General features: G+C 53.6%; 20 protein-coding genes. 4 read left to right on the top strand and 16 right to left on the bottom strand.

The genetic code is table 11. The annotated features are described in order from the left end of the window. Positions 1-21: 21 nt before the first annotated feature. Complete coding sequence (gene argS / locus FHC49_RS06180) at positions 22-1,755, bottom strand: arginine--tRNA ligase (protein ID WP_185667564.1); 1,734 nt, start codon at positions 1,753-1,755, stop codon at positions 22-24. Between the two features lie 231 nt (positions 1,756-1,986). On the opposite strand from argS, the gene FHC49_RS06175 reads away from it, so the two are divergent. Next, complete coding sequence (locus FHC49_RS06175; protein ID WP_220439261.1) at positions 1,987-2,553, top strand: VOC family protein; 567 nt, start codon at positions 1,987-1,989, stop codon at positions 2,551-2,553. An 86-nt stretch (positions 2,554-2,639) separates the two neighbouring features. After that, complete coding sequence (gene cutC, locus FHC49_RS06170; RefSeq protein WP_220439260.1) at positions 2,640-3,380, top strand: copper homeostasis protein CutC; 741 nt, start codon at positions 2,640-2,642, stop codon at positions 3,378-3,380. A gap of 287 nt (positions 3,381-3,667) precedes the next feature. Here the strand turns inward: cutC and cmoB are convergent, their stop codons facing one another. The 15 genes from cmoB to FHC49_RS06095 are packed head-to-tail and all read right to left on the bottom strand — an operon-like array spanning position 3,668 to position 12,935. Then, positions 3,668-4,636 (bottom strand): tRNA 5-methoxyuridine(34)/uridine 5-oxyacetic acid(34) synthase CmoB, encoded by a 969-nt coding sequence (gene cmoB / locus FHC49_RS06165; protein ID WP_220439258.1) that lies wholly within the window; start codon positions 4,634-4,636, stop codon positions 3,668-3,670. Continuing rightward, positions 4,633-5,376, bottom strand: coding sequence for a carboxy-S-adenosyl-L-methionine synthase CmoA (gene cmoA, locus FHC49_RS06160; protein ID WP_185667568.1), 744 nt, complete (start codon positions 5,374-5,376; stop codon positions 4,633-4,635). Before cmoA ends, cmoB begins: the two co-directional genes overlap by 4 nt. Before the next feature lie 39 nt (positions 5,377-5,415). Beyond that, the gene (locus tag FHC49_RS06155; protein WP_185667569.1) at positions 5,416-5,811 is read right to left on the bottom strand and encodes an MAPEG family protein; all 396 of its coding nucleotides are present in this window, start codon (positions 5,809-5,811) and stop codon (positions 5,416-5,418) included. A 51-nt stretch (positions 5,812-5,862) separates the two neighbouring features. Continuing rightward, positions 5,863-6,633: a DUF72 domain-containing protein gene (locus FHC49_RS06150; RefSeq protein WP_220439421.1), complete on the bottom strand. Its 771-nt coding sequence runs from the start codon at positions 6,631-6,633 to the stop codon at positions 5,863-5,865. Then, positions 6,615-7,928, bottom strand: coding sequence for a site-specific integrase (locus tag FHC49_RS06145; RefSeq protein WP_220439256.1), 1,314 nt, complete (start codon positions 7,926-7,928; stop codon positions 6,615-6,617). Before FHC49_RS06145 ends, FHC49_RS06150 begins: the two co-directional genes overlap by 19 nt. A 55-nt stretch (positions 7,929-7,983) precedes the next feature. Further along, entirely contained in the window at positions 7,984-8,220 is a 237-nt protein-coding gene (locus FHC49_RS06140; protein WP_220439254.1) for an excisionase family protein, read from the bottom strand. 33 nt (positions 8,221-8,253) lie between these two features. Next, entirely contained in the window at positions 8,254-8,673 is a 420-nt protein-coding gene (locus FHC49_RS06135; RefSeq protein WP_220439252.1) for a hypothetical protein, read from the bottom strand. Continuing rightward, a complete protein-coding gene (locus tag FHC49_RS06130; protein ID WP_220439432.1) occupies positions 8,666-9,031 on the bottom strand; it encodes a hypothetical protein in 366 nt (121 codons plus the stop codon). Before FHC49_RS06130 ends, FHC49_RS06135 begins: the two co-directional genes overlap by 8 nt. Beyond that, the gene (locus FHC49_RS06125) at positions 9,028-10,068 is read right to left on the bottom strand and encodes a DNA cytosine methyltransferase (RefSeq protein WP_220439250.1); all 1,041 of its coding nucleotides are present in this window, start codon (positions 10,066-10,068) and stop codon (positions 9,028-9,030) included. The genes FHC49_RS06130 and FHC49_RS06125 overlap by 4 nt, the downstream gene beginning before the upstream one ends. Next, a complete protein-coding gene (locus tag FHC49_RS24325; protein WP_255581186.1) occupies positions 10,068-10,439 on the bottom strand; it encodes a hypothetical protein in 372 nt (123 codons plus the stop codon). The genes FHC49_RS06125 and FHC49_RS24325 overlap by 1 nt, the downstream gene beginning before the upstream one ends. Then, positions 10,436-10,837, bottom strand: coding sequence for a ParB/RepB/Spo0J family partition protein (locus tag FHC49_RS06115; RefSeq protein WP_220439248.1), 402 nt, complete (start codon positions 10,835-10,837; stop codon positions 10,436-10,438). The genes FHC49_RS24325 and FHC49_RS06115 overlap by 4 nt, the downstream gene beginning before the upstream one ends. After that, entirely contained in the window at positions 10,834-11,082 is a 249-nt protein-coding gene (locus FHC49_RS06110; protein WP_220439246.1) for a hypothetical protein, read from the bottom strand. The genes FHC49_RS06115 and FHC49_RS06110 overlap by 4 nt, the downstream gene beginning before the upstream one ends. After that, on the bottom strand, positions 11,079-11,615 hold the full coding sequence (locus FHC49_RS06105; RefSeq protein ID WP_220439245.1) for a hypothetical protein: 537 nt from the start codon (positions 11,613-11,615) through the stop codon (positions 11,079-11,081). Before FHC49_RS06105 ends, FHC49_RS06110 begins: the two co-directional genes overlap by 4 nt. Continuing rightward, positions 11,602-12,636, bottom strand: coding sequence for a chromosome partitioning protein ParB (locus FHC49_RS06100; RefSeq protein ID WP_220439243.1), 1,035 nt, complete (start codon positions 12,634-12,636; stop codon positions 11,602-11,604). The genes FHC49_RS06105 and FHC49_RS06100 overlap by 14 nt, the downstream gene beginning before the upstream one ends. Further along, positions 12,636-12,935: a hypothetical protein gene (locus tag FHC49_RS06095; protein WP_255581185.1), complete on the bottom strand. Its 300-nt coding sequence runs from the start codon at positions 12,933-12,935 to the stop codon at positions 12,636-12,638. Before FHC49_RS06095 ends, FHC49_RS06100 begins: the two co-directional genes overlap by 1 nt. Positions 12,936-14,050: 1,115 nt before the next feature. On the opposite strand from FHC49_RS06095, the gene FHC49_RS06090 reads away from it, so the two are divergent. Further along, entirely contained in the window at positions 14,051-14,356 is a 306-nt protein-coding gene (locus FHC49_RS06090; protein ID WP_255581184.1) for a hypothetical protein, read from the top strand. Between the two features lie 28 nt (positions 14,357-14,384). Then, the coding region (locus FHC49_RS24640) for an IS1 family transposase (RefSeq protein WP_001623223.1) at positions 14,385-14,444 on the top strand (60 nt) is incomplete at its 3' end.

Raw genomic sequence — 14,444 nt, 5'->3', positions numbered from 1 at the left:
TTTTCACATCACTCGAGATGATTACATACGTTCTACGGTTTCGATACCCAGGGTATCCAGACCCAGCTTCAGGGTTTTCGCCGTCAGCAGCGCCAGTTTCAGACGGCTATTACGCACGCTTTCGTTCTCGGCGGAGAGGATAGGGCAGTGCTCGTAGAAGCCGGAGAACAGACCTGCCAGATCGTACAGGTAAGCACACATCACGTGCGGGGTACCGTCGCGAGCGACGACGTTTAGCGTCTCTTCGAACTGCAGCAGACGCGCCGCCAGCTGTGCTTCACGGTCTTCAGTGATGGTCACTGCGGCATTGATGATAGCGCTCTCTTCCAGCTCCGCTTTACGGAACACGGACAGCACGCGGGTATAAGCGTATTGCATATACGGCGCGGTGTTGCCTTCGAAGGCCAGCATGTTGTCCCAGTCGAATACGTAGTCGGTGGTACGGTTTTTGGACAGATCCGCATATTTCACCGCGCCGATACCGACGACGTTGGCCAGTTTTTCCAGCTCATCTGCTGGCATATCCGGGTTCTTCTCTGCCACCAGGCGACGTGCGCGCTCCAGCGCTTCGTCCAGCAGATCCGCCAGCTTGACGGTACCGCCAGCACGGGTTTTGAACGGCTTGCCGTCTTTACCCAGCATCATGCCGAACATGTGGTGCTCCAGCGGTACGGAATCCGGCACGTAACCGGCTTTACGTACGATGGTCCACGCCTGCATCAGGTGCTGGTGCTGGCGGGAGTCGATGTAGTACAGCACGCGGTCGGCATGCAGGGTTTCGTAACGATATTTCGCACAGGCGATATCGGTGGTGGTGTACAGGTAGCCGCCATCCTTTTTCTGGATGATGACGCCCATAGGCTCACCTTCTTTGTTCTTGAACTCGTCCAGGAACACCACGGTTGCGCCTTCGCTCTCCACCGCCAGACCTTTGGCTTTCAGGTCCGCGACGATACCCGGCAGCATTGGGTTGTACAGGCTTTCACCCATCACGTCATCGCGGGTCAGGGTGACGTTCAGGCGATCGTAGGTCAGCTGGTTCTGGGTCATGGTGATATCGACCAGCTGACGCCACATTTTACGGAAATATTCGTCGCCGCCCTGCAGCTTCACGACGTAACTACGTGCGCGCTCGGCGAAGGCTTCATCTTCGTCGTAGTGTTTTTTCGCTTCGCGGTAGAAACCTTCGAGGTCGGCCAGCGCCATCTCACCGGCGTTCTCCTGCTGCTGCTTTTCCAGATACGCAATCAGCATACCGAACTGGGTGCCCCAGTCGCCAACGTGGTTCGCGCGGATCACTTTATGGCCCATCAGCTCCAGCGTACGGACGGCAGCGTCACCAATGATGGTGGAGCGCAGGTGGCCGACGTGCATCTCTTTTGCCACGTTTGGCGCGGAGTAGTCCACCACGATAGTCTGTTTTTCTGGCTGGGTGATGCCCAGACGATCGCTTTTCAGCGCCTGGCTTACGTGCTCGGCCAGGAAGGCTGGGTCGAGGAAGATGTTGATAAAGCCTGGCCCGGCGATCTCGACTTTATTGGCAATGCCGTTCAGATCGAGATGAGACAGTACCTGCTCTGCCAGTTGTCGCGGTGCCATGCCCAGTTTTTTGGCCACTGCCATCATGCCGTTAGCCTGATAGTCGCCGAACTGTACTTTTGCTGACTGACGAACCTGCGGTTCGCAATCGACAGGCGCGCCTGCCGCAATCATGGCCTGACTGACTTTTTCTGAGAGAAGAGCCTGAATATTCACCGGAATACCTTACGTTTTAGACGCTGCAACCTGCACGGCCCAGCGCCGGGTGTGGATAAATTAAGGCGGGAGTATACTGCATTTGCCTGATGCCGTCAGCATCGGGCCGCCCTCTGCCATAGTGAAAAAACGTTGCCTGAGCAGGGATTAATCGCTCATCTCGCCGAACGGTTGGTTCGCGGCCCACAACAGGGTAGATTAGCCTTTTCATGGAATAAGAGTAGGGCTGAAATGGCAAACTGGCAGACTATCGCGGAACTGCAGGATATCGCAGCGGATCTTCCGCGCTTCACCGACGCACTGGCGGCGCTTTCCCAACGGCTGGGGCTCGATATCGCGCCGCTCAACGCCGACCATATCTCGTTGCGCTGCCACCAGAACACCACCGCCGAACGCTGGCGTCGCGGCTTCGAGCAGTGCGGTACGCTGCTGTCGGAAAATATCATCAACGGTCGACCGATTTGCCTGTTTAAACTTGAGGAGCCGGTTTGCGTGGCCCACTGGCAGTTTACGGTGGTTGAACTGCCGTGGCCGGGTGAGAAACGCTACCCGCATGAAGGCTGGGAACATATCGAAATCGTTCTGCCGGGCGAGCCGGAAGGGCTGAACGCCCGCGCGCTGGCGCTGCTGTCTGATGATGGGCTGAGCCAGCCGGGTATTTCGGTCAAAACCAGTTCACCAAAAGGCGAACGCGAGCGTCTACCGAACCCGACGATGGCGGTCACCGACGGCAAGGTGACGGTGAAATTTCACCCGTGGACGATTGAAGAAATTGTTGCCAGTGAGCAGGCAATGTAACCAGCCAGTGTAACTATGTGAACTAACGCCGGGTCTGCAGGCGGGAACGGTGGCATGATCTTTCGCTGAATCAAACGGAGAGAAATATGGCATTGCTGGAAATCTGCTGTTACAGCACGGAATGCGCGGTTATCGCGCAGCAGAATGGGGCGGATCGTATTGAACTGTGTGCGGCGCCGCTCGAGGGCGGGCTGACTCCGTCATACGGTGTGCTGAAAGCCACGCGTCATCGGGTGACGATTCCCGTCCACCCGATTATCCGGCCTCGAGGCGGTGATTTCTGTTATACCGACGGCGAGTTTGCCACCATGCTGGAAGATGTGCGTCAGATTCGTTCGCTGGGTTATCCCGGCTTTGTGATTGGCGTGCTGAATCCTGAAGGGCAGGTAGATATCCCCCGCATGCGTCAGATTATGGTGGCGGCAGGCCCGCTGGCGGTGACCTTCCATCGCGCTTTTGATATGTGCGCGAATCCTCAGCAGGCTATTGAACAGCTTGCGGAATTAGGGGTTGCCAGGGTTCTCACCTCCGGCCAGCAGTCGTCGGCGGAAAAAGGTATTTTATTAATTCGGGAACTTATTGGTAGGAGTGATACTCCAACCATTATGGCAGGTGCAGGTGTAAGAGCGAGCAACCTTTCTCTCTTCCTCGAAGCCGGTGTCAAAGAAGTGCACAGTTCAGCCGGGCAATGGGTGCCCTCCGAAATGCGTTACCGCAACTCCGGACTATCAATGTCAACGGATCCTGAAGCTGATGAGTATTCTCGCTATACCGTCGATGGCGCGGCGGTAGCGGCAATGAGAGAAATCATTGAGCGCCACGTGTAGCTAAAAGTTTTTTACCGCGTGTCATATTCGCCCAATATGATGCTTGCTTGTACCAGGCCCCTGCCCATTAAACAGGGGCCTTTTTTTCGCCGTTATATTTCACCCTGCCACTGCGTTGGCTTTCCTCGCTCGCCCCAGTCACGTACTGATGTACGCTCCTGGGGACTCGCTGCGTCACCGCCTTGTTGCAGAGCGAAATATTTAGGCGAATCGCCGTCATATTTCACCGCGTTGGGTACGAACCTGTAGCCCGGCCAAGCGTAGCGCCGCCGGGAAGGGCACAACCGTTACGGTTTACGCGCAATCAACACCGCGCGCAGCGGTGCCGGATAACCTTCAACCGTTTTGCTCGGATCGTTTGGATCGAGGAAGTCGGCCAGCGACTCGGTGATCATCCACTCGGTGCGACGCTGTTCCTCGGTGGAAGTCACGCTCATATCGGCGATACGCACGTCAACGAAACCGCACTTCTCCATCCAGTTTTTCAGCGCCAGCGCCGACGGAATAAAGTAGACGTTACGCATCTGCGCATAGCGGTCGCCCGGTACCAGCACCGTGTTCTCATCGCCTTCAACGACCAGCGTTTCCAGCACTAGCTCACCGTCGTTGACCAACTGATCTTTCAGCTGCCAGATATGCTCAAGCGGCGAACGGCGGTGGTAAAGCACGCCCATAGAGAAAACGGTATCAAACGCCTTCAGCGCCGGAAGCTGCTCAATGCCCAGCGGCAGCAGGTGTGCGCGCTGATCGTTGCCCAGCAGTTTACGCACCGCCTCAAACTGGCACAGGAACAGATGGGTTGGGTCGATACCAACCGCCATGTGCGCACCTGCGCCAATCATGCGCCACAGGTGATAGCCGCTACCGCAGCCCACGTCGAGAATGGTACGCCCGCTCAGGTCCGAAAGGTGCGGCAACACGCGCTCCCATTTCCAGTCAGAGCGCCATTCGGTATCGATGTTCACGCCGTACAGCGAAAACGGCCCTTTACGCCACGGCATCAGGTTACGCAACAGGGTATCGATGCGTTTAACCTGGCCTTCGCTCAGCGGCGTTTCACTTTCAGCGGTAACGCTGTGTAGCAGGTCGAGCTTCCACGGCTGAATTTCCGGCAGAAATTCAACGGCGTTGGACCACTGCTTAAACAGACCGTGCTGGTCGCGCTGCCAGGCGCCAATCTGTGCGGGCAGCGTTTCCAGCCAGTGAGATAGCGGGCTTTTTGCGATTTGCTGATAAAAATTGCCAAACTCGATCATGCCGGGGTTCCCGCTTTCAGTGCCACCAGAGAGCCAAAGTTAAAGCACTGGAACCACAGCTCGCTATGCTCAAAACCAGCCTGACTCAGGCGAGCTTTGTGGACTTCAACCGAGTCGGTCAACATCACGTTTTCCAGCATGCTGCGCTTCTGGCTGATTTCCAGTTCGCTGTAGCCGTTGGCGCGCTTAAAGTCGTGGTGCATGTTGAACAGCAGCTCACCGACGGTCGCATCTTCGAAGCTGAACTTCTCTGACAGCACCAGCGCGCCGCCAGGGTTCAGCCCCTGGTAAATTTTGTTGAGTAATGCCTGACGTTCTGCGGGCTCAAGGAACTGGACCGTAAAGTTCAGCACCACCATCGAGGCGTTATGAATCTCGATATCGCGAATATCGCCCTCAATGACATCCACCGGGGTCGGCGCTTTGTAGGCGTCGATATGGCGACGGCAGCGTTCAATCATCGCCGGAGAATTATCAACGGCGATAATGCGACAGTTGTCGTGGGCAATGTTACGGCGGATGGAAAGGGTGGCGGCACCCAGTGAACAGCCAAGGTCGTAAACCTGGGTACCCGGCTGCACAAAGCGCTCGGCCAGCATGCCGATCATGGAAATGATATTCGAGTAGCCAGGCACGGAGCGCTGGATCATATCCGGGAAAACTTCGGCTACCCGTTCATCGAAGGTCCAATCGCCGAGGCGGGCAATCGGTGCAGAAAAAAGCGTATCGCGGTCAGACATTAGGTTAAATCCGGAAAAATAAAAACGGCGTATTGTGCGCTAACGCAGCGAGAAAACCAACTCCCACGGCATATACCACAGGTTCACCAGCACCATTAGCAACAGCGAAAGATAGGTGGCGATCATGCCTGAACGTCGCCAGCGGAACAGCCGATGGTGAAAACCGTAGTAGTGCATCAACCGCCCAGCGAGCAGCATCAGGCCGCAGAGGTGCACCATCCAGGTCTCTGCGCCGTTCATTTCCATAAACAGCAGCAGGGCGACGCCAATCGGAATATATTCCACCGCATTGCCATGAATGCGAATGGCGCTTTGCAGCTCGCTAAAGCCGCCGTCACCGTAGGCGACGCGATAAAGTCGGCGCAGGCGTACGACGTCGAAGGAAAATTTTATCAGCAACAACGCCGCGAGTACGGCGTACAGCGCGCTAACCATACAAACTCCCTTTATGTTGGCAGAGGCTACTCATTATCATAGGTATGAATGTCAAAAAAGAGAAGATTGTTGTGGAATCGACGGGGCGGAACCCAGTTCGGGAAGGACGGAATGCAGCGCATCCCACAGAGAATGCACCAGCTCAGGCGCCTGGGCGATATCCGGGGTGTGCAAAAACAGATAAGGCGTGGTGGTGTGCTGCCACTGCGCCAGTTTCTTCAGCCACGGCGCAAACATGGCCTGATTCTGCGCCATATCATCGCTGCCGATAAATCTCACCATGGGCTGTTCAGCGGTCACCACCGCATGCACCGGCACTTTCGGCTTTTTGCGCTGGGCTTCTCGTACCGCTTCGTTGTGAGGTTTAGCTGCATGTACCGGTCGGCTATCGAGGATCACGCGATTTACGCCACGCTCGTGCAGGCCACGGTTTAGCAGTCGCTCGCTGTCGCTCTTATCGAAAAACTGCGGGTGACGCACTTCAACGCCATAGTGAAAAACGTTCGGTAACCCGTCGAGAAAAGCCCACAGCGCGGGAAGGTCACGAGGGCCAAAGGTGGCCGGAAGCTGAAGCCAGTACTGCCCAATTCGCCCAGCAAGTGGCGCCATCCGTTGGAAAAACTCAAGGGTCAGATCGTCGCAATGACGCAGGGCGGCCTGGTGCGAAATGGTGGCCGGGAATTTAAAGCAGAAACGGAAATTATCATCGGTCTGCGCCAGCCAGCGGTCGACAATGTCGGCCTTCGGCAGAGCGTAGAGCGTGGTATTGCCCTCCACGCAGTTAACATGTCGGGTATGTTGGCTTAACTGACTGATTTTAATAGTCCTCTGCTGTTTGTTTGTGGCCTATGGGGCATCAATGGGGCAAAATCACCCAGCTTCTGATTCAGCATTGCGATCTGCTCTGCGTTATTATCTGCCATCCATGCGCCGTACACATTGAAAACCATTTGTGCGCTAGCGTGCCCCATCTGACTGGCTATAAAGCTTGGGTTGGCCCCGGCGGCCAGTGACCAGCACGCGTAAGTGTGGCGCGACTGGTAAGCCTTTCGATGCCTGATCCCTGCCTTTTTTAACCCCGCGTCCCACGAGTCACCAAACGAATCCACCTTATAAATAACCCCCACATCCTTACTTCGACGGACTAGCTTAGGGTTAAAGACAAAAGTACACCTGTGCTTCGCTGTTCGGCCATACTCACGCAATTGCACGTTGATGTGATGCTGTTGCCCGAGCCTGGTCATTTCCATCTGATTCCTTAAAACATCGATGGCTGGCTGAATGAGGTGTATCACCCTATCTGTACTGGCGTCAGTTTTCGGTAGTGTGAACTCGCCCAGCTTTGTATAATTACGGCGAATTGTTATTGTACCTGTCTCAAGGTCGATATCTTCCCATGCCAGGGAAACCAGTTCCCCGTGACGAACACCTGTGTACACCGCCAGTGACCACATGTTTTTCGTTTGCTGATGCCGGCATGCATCTATCAGACGGATGAATTCATCACGACTGAGCGGGTCTGGTTCTACCCTGGCCCTTTTTAATGGCTTTATTCCATTAAAGGGATTTGCCTTTATGTACCCATTATCGGCGGCGAACTGGAACATTCCGGCGATAGTAGTCATGTAGTAGTTGACGGTGACAGCGCTCCGGCCCTTAACGGGGATCCTGCCCTTTACAGCGCACTGATAACCCATCAGAAGCTCTTTTCTGATGTACAGCAACTCTTCTTTCTCAATTGCCGTCACCAGTCGGTTAACCCCGATCAGCGGCACAACAACTGCCACGACCGACTCGTACCGTTTGTGTGCGTTCGCGCTGATTTCCATCTTTTTCAGATCCAGCCACTTCTCTTCGAGTTCTTTCACTGTGATTTCTTTCTTGCCCAACCCAAAAATTTTAAGGTTAGGTGAATCTGGAAACCGTTCAGCATAATCAAAGCTTCCTGTGCGGATGGCAAAGCATACCGACACCCTAAGCTCTCCGGCGATCTTCCTGTTCTTAGCGGTGTCAGGGACACCGAGATTTTCCCTGACACGCTTACCTTTATAGTTAAACCAGATGCGCAGACTGCCACCGTGGTTTTCGACGCCTGTTGGATAGGTGATTTTATCCATTGATTCCTCCAGACGCCCAAGAGCAGAGTGAGCTTACCTTTTTCATGACATCAAATCACCCTAGCTGTTTGTTTTTCATCGAAGCGACCCATGCATCGACCGCTTTACGGTTGTACATACACTCACTGGAAGGCTTTGGACTGCCATCAGGTGACACGTGGATATACTCCCGGCCAACCATCCAGCATTCTTTTCTGGCTCTAAGGATGGTTCCAGGCTTAAGCCCGGTAACAGCGATAAGAACGCTCTCGCAAACCCACTCGTTCGGGGCTAACTGGATAACATTACTCATATTTGGCTCTCCACTTCTACCGGCTGCACCCGGTTACTCAGGTTTATTAGTAACGCTATCTAGTTTCACGGCATTGGTCATGGCAGCGCGGCAGGCATCATACGAATCACGCATAGCCTCCTTGACCCACCCCAATGGTTTTTGACCGCTACTTTTCAGCCATTCGTCGAATGAAGGCACTACCGGCGCTGGCGGTGCGATGTACAGCGGAATGACGCACTCACCAGATGGTGACGATAGCGTTCGCAATAGGTGCTCACCATCTTTTGCAGCTGCGATTGTTTCTGCACTGCAATACATTACCGGCTCCCCCTTCGCCTTCCGCACTTCCCGCACCTCTCTCATCAACGACAGCAGCTTGGGCGTCATGCCGTCACGCTCTAACTTCCATATCATCTGGTCGAGTTCTTCATCGGTTACTGGTACTTGATGGTCTGTTAACTGGTTATTCATCGCCGCACAAATCCTCGTATTTAACAAACTCACCAAAGCACTGAAGCTCAGCGCCAGCCATGAAATACCCCAGCGCGGCGGCGCGTTCGGTATCGCTTTTGAATGATGCTACCGGGTAACGTTCGTAGAACTTATTAACCAGGTTTGCTGGCTTCAATTCTGGCTCCACTGCTATCGCTTTGCGGCGCTCTAGTAGCTCTTCCAGTCCTTTAATTGCATCAGCGACGATATAGTCCATTACACCGCCGCTAGCGTAGAACATGGTGCGCTGCAGCTCGTCACGCACGCGTATGACGCGCTCAGCCGTAAGAGGTCCGTTTGCCGGGTGGTTAGCTGGGTCTGTTAAGTTGATTGTCATGCGTTAATCTCGATGTAAGAACGGATAAATTCAGCGGCCGCTTGCGCGTTTATGGCGTTACCGTAACCCTTAAGTCGGCCTGTGCGGTTGCGGCCTGCCATTGCTCGTAATGAGGACTTGCCGTGTCCCAGGCTTTTGGCAAACCTTGCAACCAGCGGGAATGTGCCGGATTCAACTGGACGCCATTGCCCATCTCGACAAAAGAGCCAGTCCGCATCTCGCCAAAAACCGTTAACCTCAAGGGGCCTGCTGTGTAAGCCTGCCGAGGTAACTGATCCATTCTTTCTTTCCCATCCCGCTGCGCCGTCATTCCCGAGGTGTCTTTCCAGTCGCGAGTTGTTGGAGTCACCCAGCCCGCTAAAGCCGCAGCCCACCCGATTTTGTTCGGAGTTGCTCGACCATCCCCGCTCATCTGAACTGTCGTTGCGTTGGTAATATTGCTTACCTGCGGAGTTGGCCATCCCGTTAATCTCGCAGCTCCCGATACGTGCTGCAGGCCGCGACGCGTCTCCGGCTGCGGATTCGTATTCGCTACCAGGGTGGGCCACCCAGTAGGCCCGCTCTCTGATATGCGGCGCACCGATGCTCGCTGACGTAAACGGCACAAGCCCGAAGGCGTAGTCCATTCCTTCCAGGTCTGCTTGTACAAGGTCGAACCATACATTTGCGTTACCAGCTGCAACCTGTTCGCCAAAGACGTGCTGAGGTCTGCGCTCGCTAATGAGGTGGAAGAAGGCTGGCCATAAGTGCCGCTCGTCAGCAAACCCATCGCCTTTGCCTGCCGCGCTGAAAGGCTGGCACGGACAGGAGCCTGTCCAGACCGGTTTATCGTCAGGCCATCCGGCAAGGCGCAGGGAATGCGACCAGATGCCAATTCCGGCGAAAAAGTGGCATTGGGTAAAACCTCTGAGGTCGTCAGGTTTGACATCTTCAATACTCCGTTCATCAACTTCGCCTGGTGCAATGTGACCGCCGGCGATTAAATTTCGCAGCCACTGCGCAGCGAATGGATCAATTTCGTTGTAATAGGCACCCATCAGAGCTCACCGCCACATTGTCCTTCTCCTTCGATAACCTGGATGCCAGCGGCACGGAGTGCAGTTGCGCAGTCCTTTCTCATGCTGGAGGTGCCAGCAGCATACCCTTGGTACCACTCAGCATTGGAGCCCAGGACAGGTAGCTCTGGCAGCTTCACGGTGACGGTGCGGGACTCCAACTGTTCCTTCAGCCCTACGATCTTTTTTTGCGCAACAGTCAGTTCACCAGCTAGATTCCACTCTGATTTTGAAATCACTTCCAGCGCCTCTACCAGCGCCTTAGCTTCATCTTCTCTCAGCACCACGGTGTCATAGCTTTCTGTCTGTTTTTTGATTTTGGCAATAAGGGACAGTGCGGAGATATCGTTCATTGGGCACCTCCAAAAATCCACTGATTGCCTGCATGCGCCTGGAATTTGCAGGACGTATCCGGCATCACAAGCTCATGCACCACTTCACCAGTTTCAACAAAGTAGTAATTGCTGTCGGTTACGTTGTTGATGAAGAATGCCTCTCGTTCACGTTCTGACATGCCGCCGATGATCCGAAGCACCTTCTTGGTAATCGGCCGGTAATCAGGCTCAACCCCTGCTAATTTTGCTGCCGCATAGTTGTGGTGCCCGTCCATCAGGATGGTGTACTGAACACCGCGTATTACGATGGGGTAAACAGACACGATAAAGCGCTTAAAGCGAGAGGCTTTATCTGCGACTTTTGCTTTATCCAAAAATCTCTGGCTGCTGATTAACTGGCCTTTGACTGTGCTCATTGGGCTGACTCCTGTTTCTTCGCGCTCAGTATCATTCGGCTTCCATCATCCATATCCCAGGCTATCTCACCGCCCTCGGCCATAACCAGTTGCCAGACTAACTGCGCAGCCTCGTTGGTGACGTCACGCCCACGGTCATTTCCCACACGTAAGCGTCCGCCGCCGTCCAAATCGCGCATTTTTGCAAGGGTGATCGTTTTGCTCAGCGGGGAGAAGCCGAGTTGAAGTTTTGCTGTATTGCTCATTGCTCGGCTCCTTGGCGTAACTGGGCGGCGTGGTCTCTTGCAAATCGAGCGGACTCTCGCCAACTGTCAGCTATGCTTCTGTTAGCCTCATGCGCTGCCAGCGTGAAATATAATTCTGCAATCTCATCCACAGCCTGCGCCCGAACTTCAGCCAGGTACGCGTCGGTGTTCGGCATGTTCCCGAGATCGTTATAGGCTGCCACGATTTCAGCTACACGCTCTTGCCCCAGTTCATCGCAGATGATTTCAGTGATGTCGTGAGTAACGTTTGAAAAGACGGTTACTGCTTTAACGGCTCTGTCATTCTCCGCGACCACCTGCTCCAACTTCAGCTCCAGATTGTGAATAGTCGCGTTTGCTGCTGTGAACTCGCGACGTGATTCCTCCAGTTCTGAGCACGCTCTCTGAACTGCATAAGCCATAACAGCGGTATCACGATCATCATTTGCTTCCGCCTTACACAGAAGCTGAGCGGATAGGGTAGATAGGTCAGCCAGCTGCTCGCTGGTCATTTGTTGGTTAGTTGCTGTCATGGCTATTCTCCTGCTGCTGCTTGTACTGTTTGACGAAGAACGCAACGGCTTTTGATTGGCTGGCAACAATGGTTTTGTCCCCCATGTCCAACCAGACGGTTTTGCCGCGGTAAAGTGAGGCCCGCCCAATGTCTTTACCGTCTAACATCACATAAAGACTTTTACCGCGAATTTCTGTTGTAGGGATGGGCTGAGACAGGCGATAAGTTTCACGCGCCTCAGCTATAGCTTTGTGCTCGTCGACAATTGCTAGGGCTTCTGCAAGAGCTGCACCTTCCAGTGTGAACACACCTTCGTCACTGATAGAAGCCATGGACATCAGTTCTACGAACCGACGCGCACTCTTCACGTTAAGTTCGGGAGCTATAGAACTGCGGGTAACTTTCGTTTTTCCCTGGGCAGCCGCAACAGCCTTGTCATGCTGGAGAACTTCACCTGCTTTCTCTCCAAACTCTTTGACGCGATCTACAGCAACATCAACGGAAACGGCACCGGATTTAACTTCCTGCTGAACGTCATAATTTGCGGTGCTCAGAGTCAGCAGTTTTTCAACCGTAGCGACTGACTTATTGACCAGCTTTGCGATCTCGCTAGTGGTCTGGTTAAACGCGTTATGCAGTTCCTGAATCACCGCGGCCTGTTCGATATCAGATAGCGGGAGCTGGTTGTTACTGGTCATGATGCGCGCAAGGCGCTGCACGTCGTTTCCGTTGAACGGCATGATGTGAATGCGGTCTACTGGCTTACCCGCGTCCCGGCAACGCGCATAACAGCGACGACGGCGGTGACCTTCAACAACCCACACACCACCTTCATCGCGGGCAATCACTTCCAGAGGTGGTACTGAACCACCGTTCATCAGATAGTTGAACAGGTCGTCATCTGCCTGGCGGGTACGTTCGTCGTCTTCACGTTTGTTGAAACCTTCACGAACGTGAATATCGTCCAGGCTGATAAACATGCCTGTATCAGTTCGTTTGATGGTCCCGTCACGGGTCATCATCTTGAATGAGTTAGCCATCACTGAGCCTCTTCAGTAATCGAAACGGTAGTGACATAGCCAAATTCACGTAGTTCGCGCTGTGCTGACAGTACGTGAAGGTTGCATTGCGACTTGGTGTGTCGCTCAGTGACCCGATCACATTCCCGCGCCCAGTTGATGACGTCTTCAGCAAGAGCCTTACGCTGTTCCATCGATTCACACAGTGCCACGCTGGTGATGTTCAACCGGTTCGCCAGCTCGTTCATCAGCCACTGAGAAGCAGGTGGAAGGAGAGGGGCGGCTTTACGGGCAGCGTCAATCAGCTGCTCTCTTGTCATGCGTGGTTGTTGCTCTGAAATGGCTACTAAGTTGCCCATTGTTAGTTTCTCCGTGTTATATGCGCCCTGCACGGCGCTGAATTTTGGTTACACGAATCCCTCACCAGAAGGTGATTAAAAGTTTTGGGTTTCGTTTCAGTAAGCACCCAGGATAGGGCACTTAGTGAAACGGGCGACTGCAATCGCCTGTTAGCTTCTCCACTCAACTGGAAGCGCGCTCCGGTTGGCTGATTTAACGACTGACACACTTAACGAAATGGACAGAGCGCGCTTTCAGTTGAGTAAAAAGGGCGGTACCAGAGAACTTCAAGGGATGGTACTGGTACCGCCAATACTGCCTACAGCTATCTTACTTCCTGGTAACTAGGGTTGTGGCGGTGGTGCCTCCACCTGCCGGGTCGACCATTCCCGGCGACGTACACTAACCAAGACACATATTCATTTTTAAGCTGAATAAGCTGGTGGCCTCGTCACGTGCGCATAGCCGCAATTACCACAACGCAGAGCGCACTACATTTGACCAACCTGCCGCCGATCTACCCGCCTGACTGTTTGACTGACATACTACGTAGCCACGACTCAGGACTATAAGGTTCTAACGGGTTCCGGTGTAATGCGCTTTGCTGTTGTGTTCGCGGGGTCTACTTCCCTCCTGTCACGGTTCTTTCCCCGCGTCATCATGTGTTCATTCGGTACATGAAACCCTTTTTCCGGGCTTTCACCGTCCCCATCTGTTTTTAAAGCCACTCAGATATCGTCTGGGCTTGCTCGTCTTTCCGAGCCGTCAGCGGTCTACTTCCCGCCGTCACTGCCGTCGAGGGAGCTGGCATCTCTCCGTTTTCACAGTTGAACGTCTGCCGCTGTTATCGGTGCAGGTACCGCCACTGTCCAGGACATTTATCAGGACCGTCTCCAAGTGGTAACTCTTCCAGTCCCGATAAACATCCTCGCAAGGGTGCTTATCGGGATTGAACGTTGTCAGCCGTAGTTCTTCATGCACACTAGCAACACCTTTAAGTTGTAATTTAGTTGTGCAAAGGTAAGGTGTCAACAACTTTATGTGGTTTGATTGAATCGAAGTTGAATGTAAGGATGTACAAAAAATAGGAGGCTGTATGGAAGACAAGCTTTACGTATTTAACTACACACACAATAGAGATAAGCTTTTTGCTAACTTAATTAGCATCATTGATGGAATTGTTGCTGATGGCGTTGTCCGAGATGAAGAGATTCTTTATCTTGATACATGGTTGCTTGAAGCAAATCAGGTGTTCAGAAATGGTGTTATTAAAAGTTTGTCAGCGAGAGTCTCAGATATTTTAGCCGACGGGGTTATTACGGAAGAAGAAAGACAAGACCTTAAAAGCAGTCTGATAAAGATACAAAGAGAAATAGGTGATGCTGCCAACTTACTGATTTAGTGTATGATGGTGTTTTTGAGGTGCTCCAGTGGCTTCTGTTTCTATCAGCTGTCCCTCCTGTTCAGCTACTGACGGGGTGGTGCGTAAC

The sequence above is a fragment of the Kluyvera sp. EC_51 genome (genome assembly GCF_019584505.1).
Classification (GTDB): Bacteria; Pseudomonadota; Gammaproteobacteria; order Enterobacterales; family Enterobacteriaceae; genus Kluyvera; species Kluyvera sichuanensis.
This window is presented reverse-complemented; position numbering and strand designations above follow the sequence as displayed.

Coding starts and splice junctions, on each gene's coding strand:
- FHC49_RS06175 (WP_220439261.1), top strand. CDS start 1,987: ATGGCAAACTGGCAGACTATCGCGGAACTGCAGGATATCGCAGCGGAT.
- cutC (WP_220439260.1), top strand. CDS start 2,640: ATGGCATTGCTGGAAATCTGCTGTTACAGCACGGAATGCGCGGTTATC.
- cmoB (WP_220439258.1), bottom strand. CDS start 4,636: ATGATCGAGTTTGGCAATTTTTATCAGCAAATCGCAAAAAGCCCGCTA.
- cmoA (WP_185667568.1), bottom strand. CDS start 5,376: ATGTCTGACCGCGATACGCTTTTTTCTGCACCGATTGCCCGCCTCGGC.
- FHC49_RS06155 (WP_185667569.1), bottom strand. CDS start 5,811: ATGGTTAGCGCGCTGTACGCCGTACTCGCGGCGTTGTTGCTGATAAAA.
- FHC49_RS06145 (WP_220439256.1), bottom strand. CDS start 7,928: ATGGATAAAATCACCTATCCAACAGGCGTCGAAAACCACGGTGGCAGT.
- FHC49_RS06140 (WP_220439254.1), bottom strand. CDS start 8,220: ATGAGTAATGTTATCCAGTTAGCCCCGAACGAGTGGGTTTGCGAGAGC.
- FHC49_RS06135 (WP_220439252.1), bottom strand. CDS start 8,673: ATGAATAACCAGTTAACAGACCATCAAGTACCAGTAACCGATGAAGAA.
- FHC49_RS06130 (WP_220439432.1), bottom strand. CDS start 9,031: ATGACAATCAACTTAACAGACCCAGCTAACCACCCGGCAAACGGACCT.
- FHC49_RS06125 (WP_220439250.1), bottom strand. CDS start 10,068: ATGGGTGCCTATTACAACGAAATTGATCCATTCGCTGCGCAGTGGCTG.
- FHC49_RS24325 (WP_255581186.1), bottom strand. CDS start 10,439: ATGAACGATATCTCCGCACTGTCCCTTATTGCCAAAATCAAAAAACAG.
- FHC49_RS06115 (WP_220439248.1), bottom strand. CDS start 10,837: ATGAGCACAGTCAAAGGCCAGTTAATCAGCAGCCAGAGATTTTTGGAT.
- FHC49_RS06110 (WP_220439246.1), bottom strand. CDS start 11,082: ATGAGCAATACAGCAAAACTTCAACTCGGCTTCTCCCCGCTGAGCAAA.
- FHC49_RS06105 (WP_220439245.1), bottom strand. CDS start 11,615: ATGACAGCAACTAACCAACAAATGACCAGCGAGCAGCTGGCTGACCTA.
- FHC49_RS06100 (WP_220439243.1), bottom strand. CDS start 12,636: ATGGCTAACTCATTCAAGATGATGACCCGTGACGGGACCATCAAACGA.
- FHC49_RS06095 (WP_255581185.1), bottom strand. CDS start 12,935: ATGACAAGAGAGCAGCTGATTGACGCTGCCCGTAAAGCCGCCCCTCTC.
- FHC49_RS06090 (WP_255581184.1), top strand. CDS start 14,051: ATGGAAGACAAGCTTTACGTATTTAACTACACACACAATAGAGATAAG.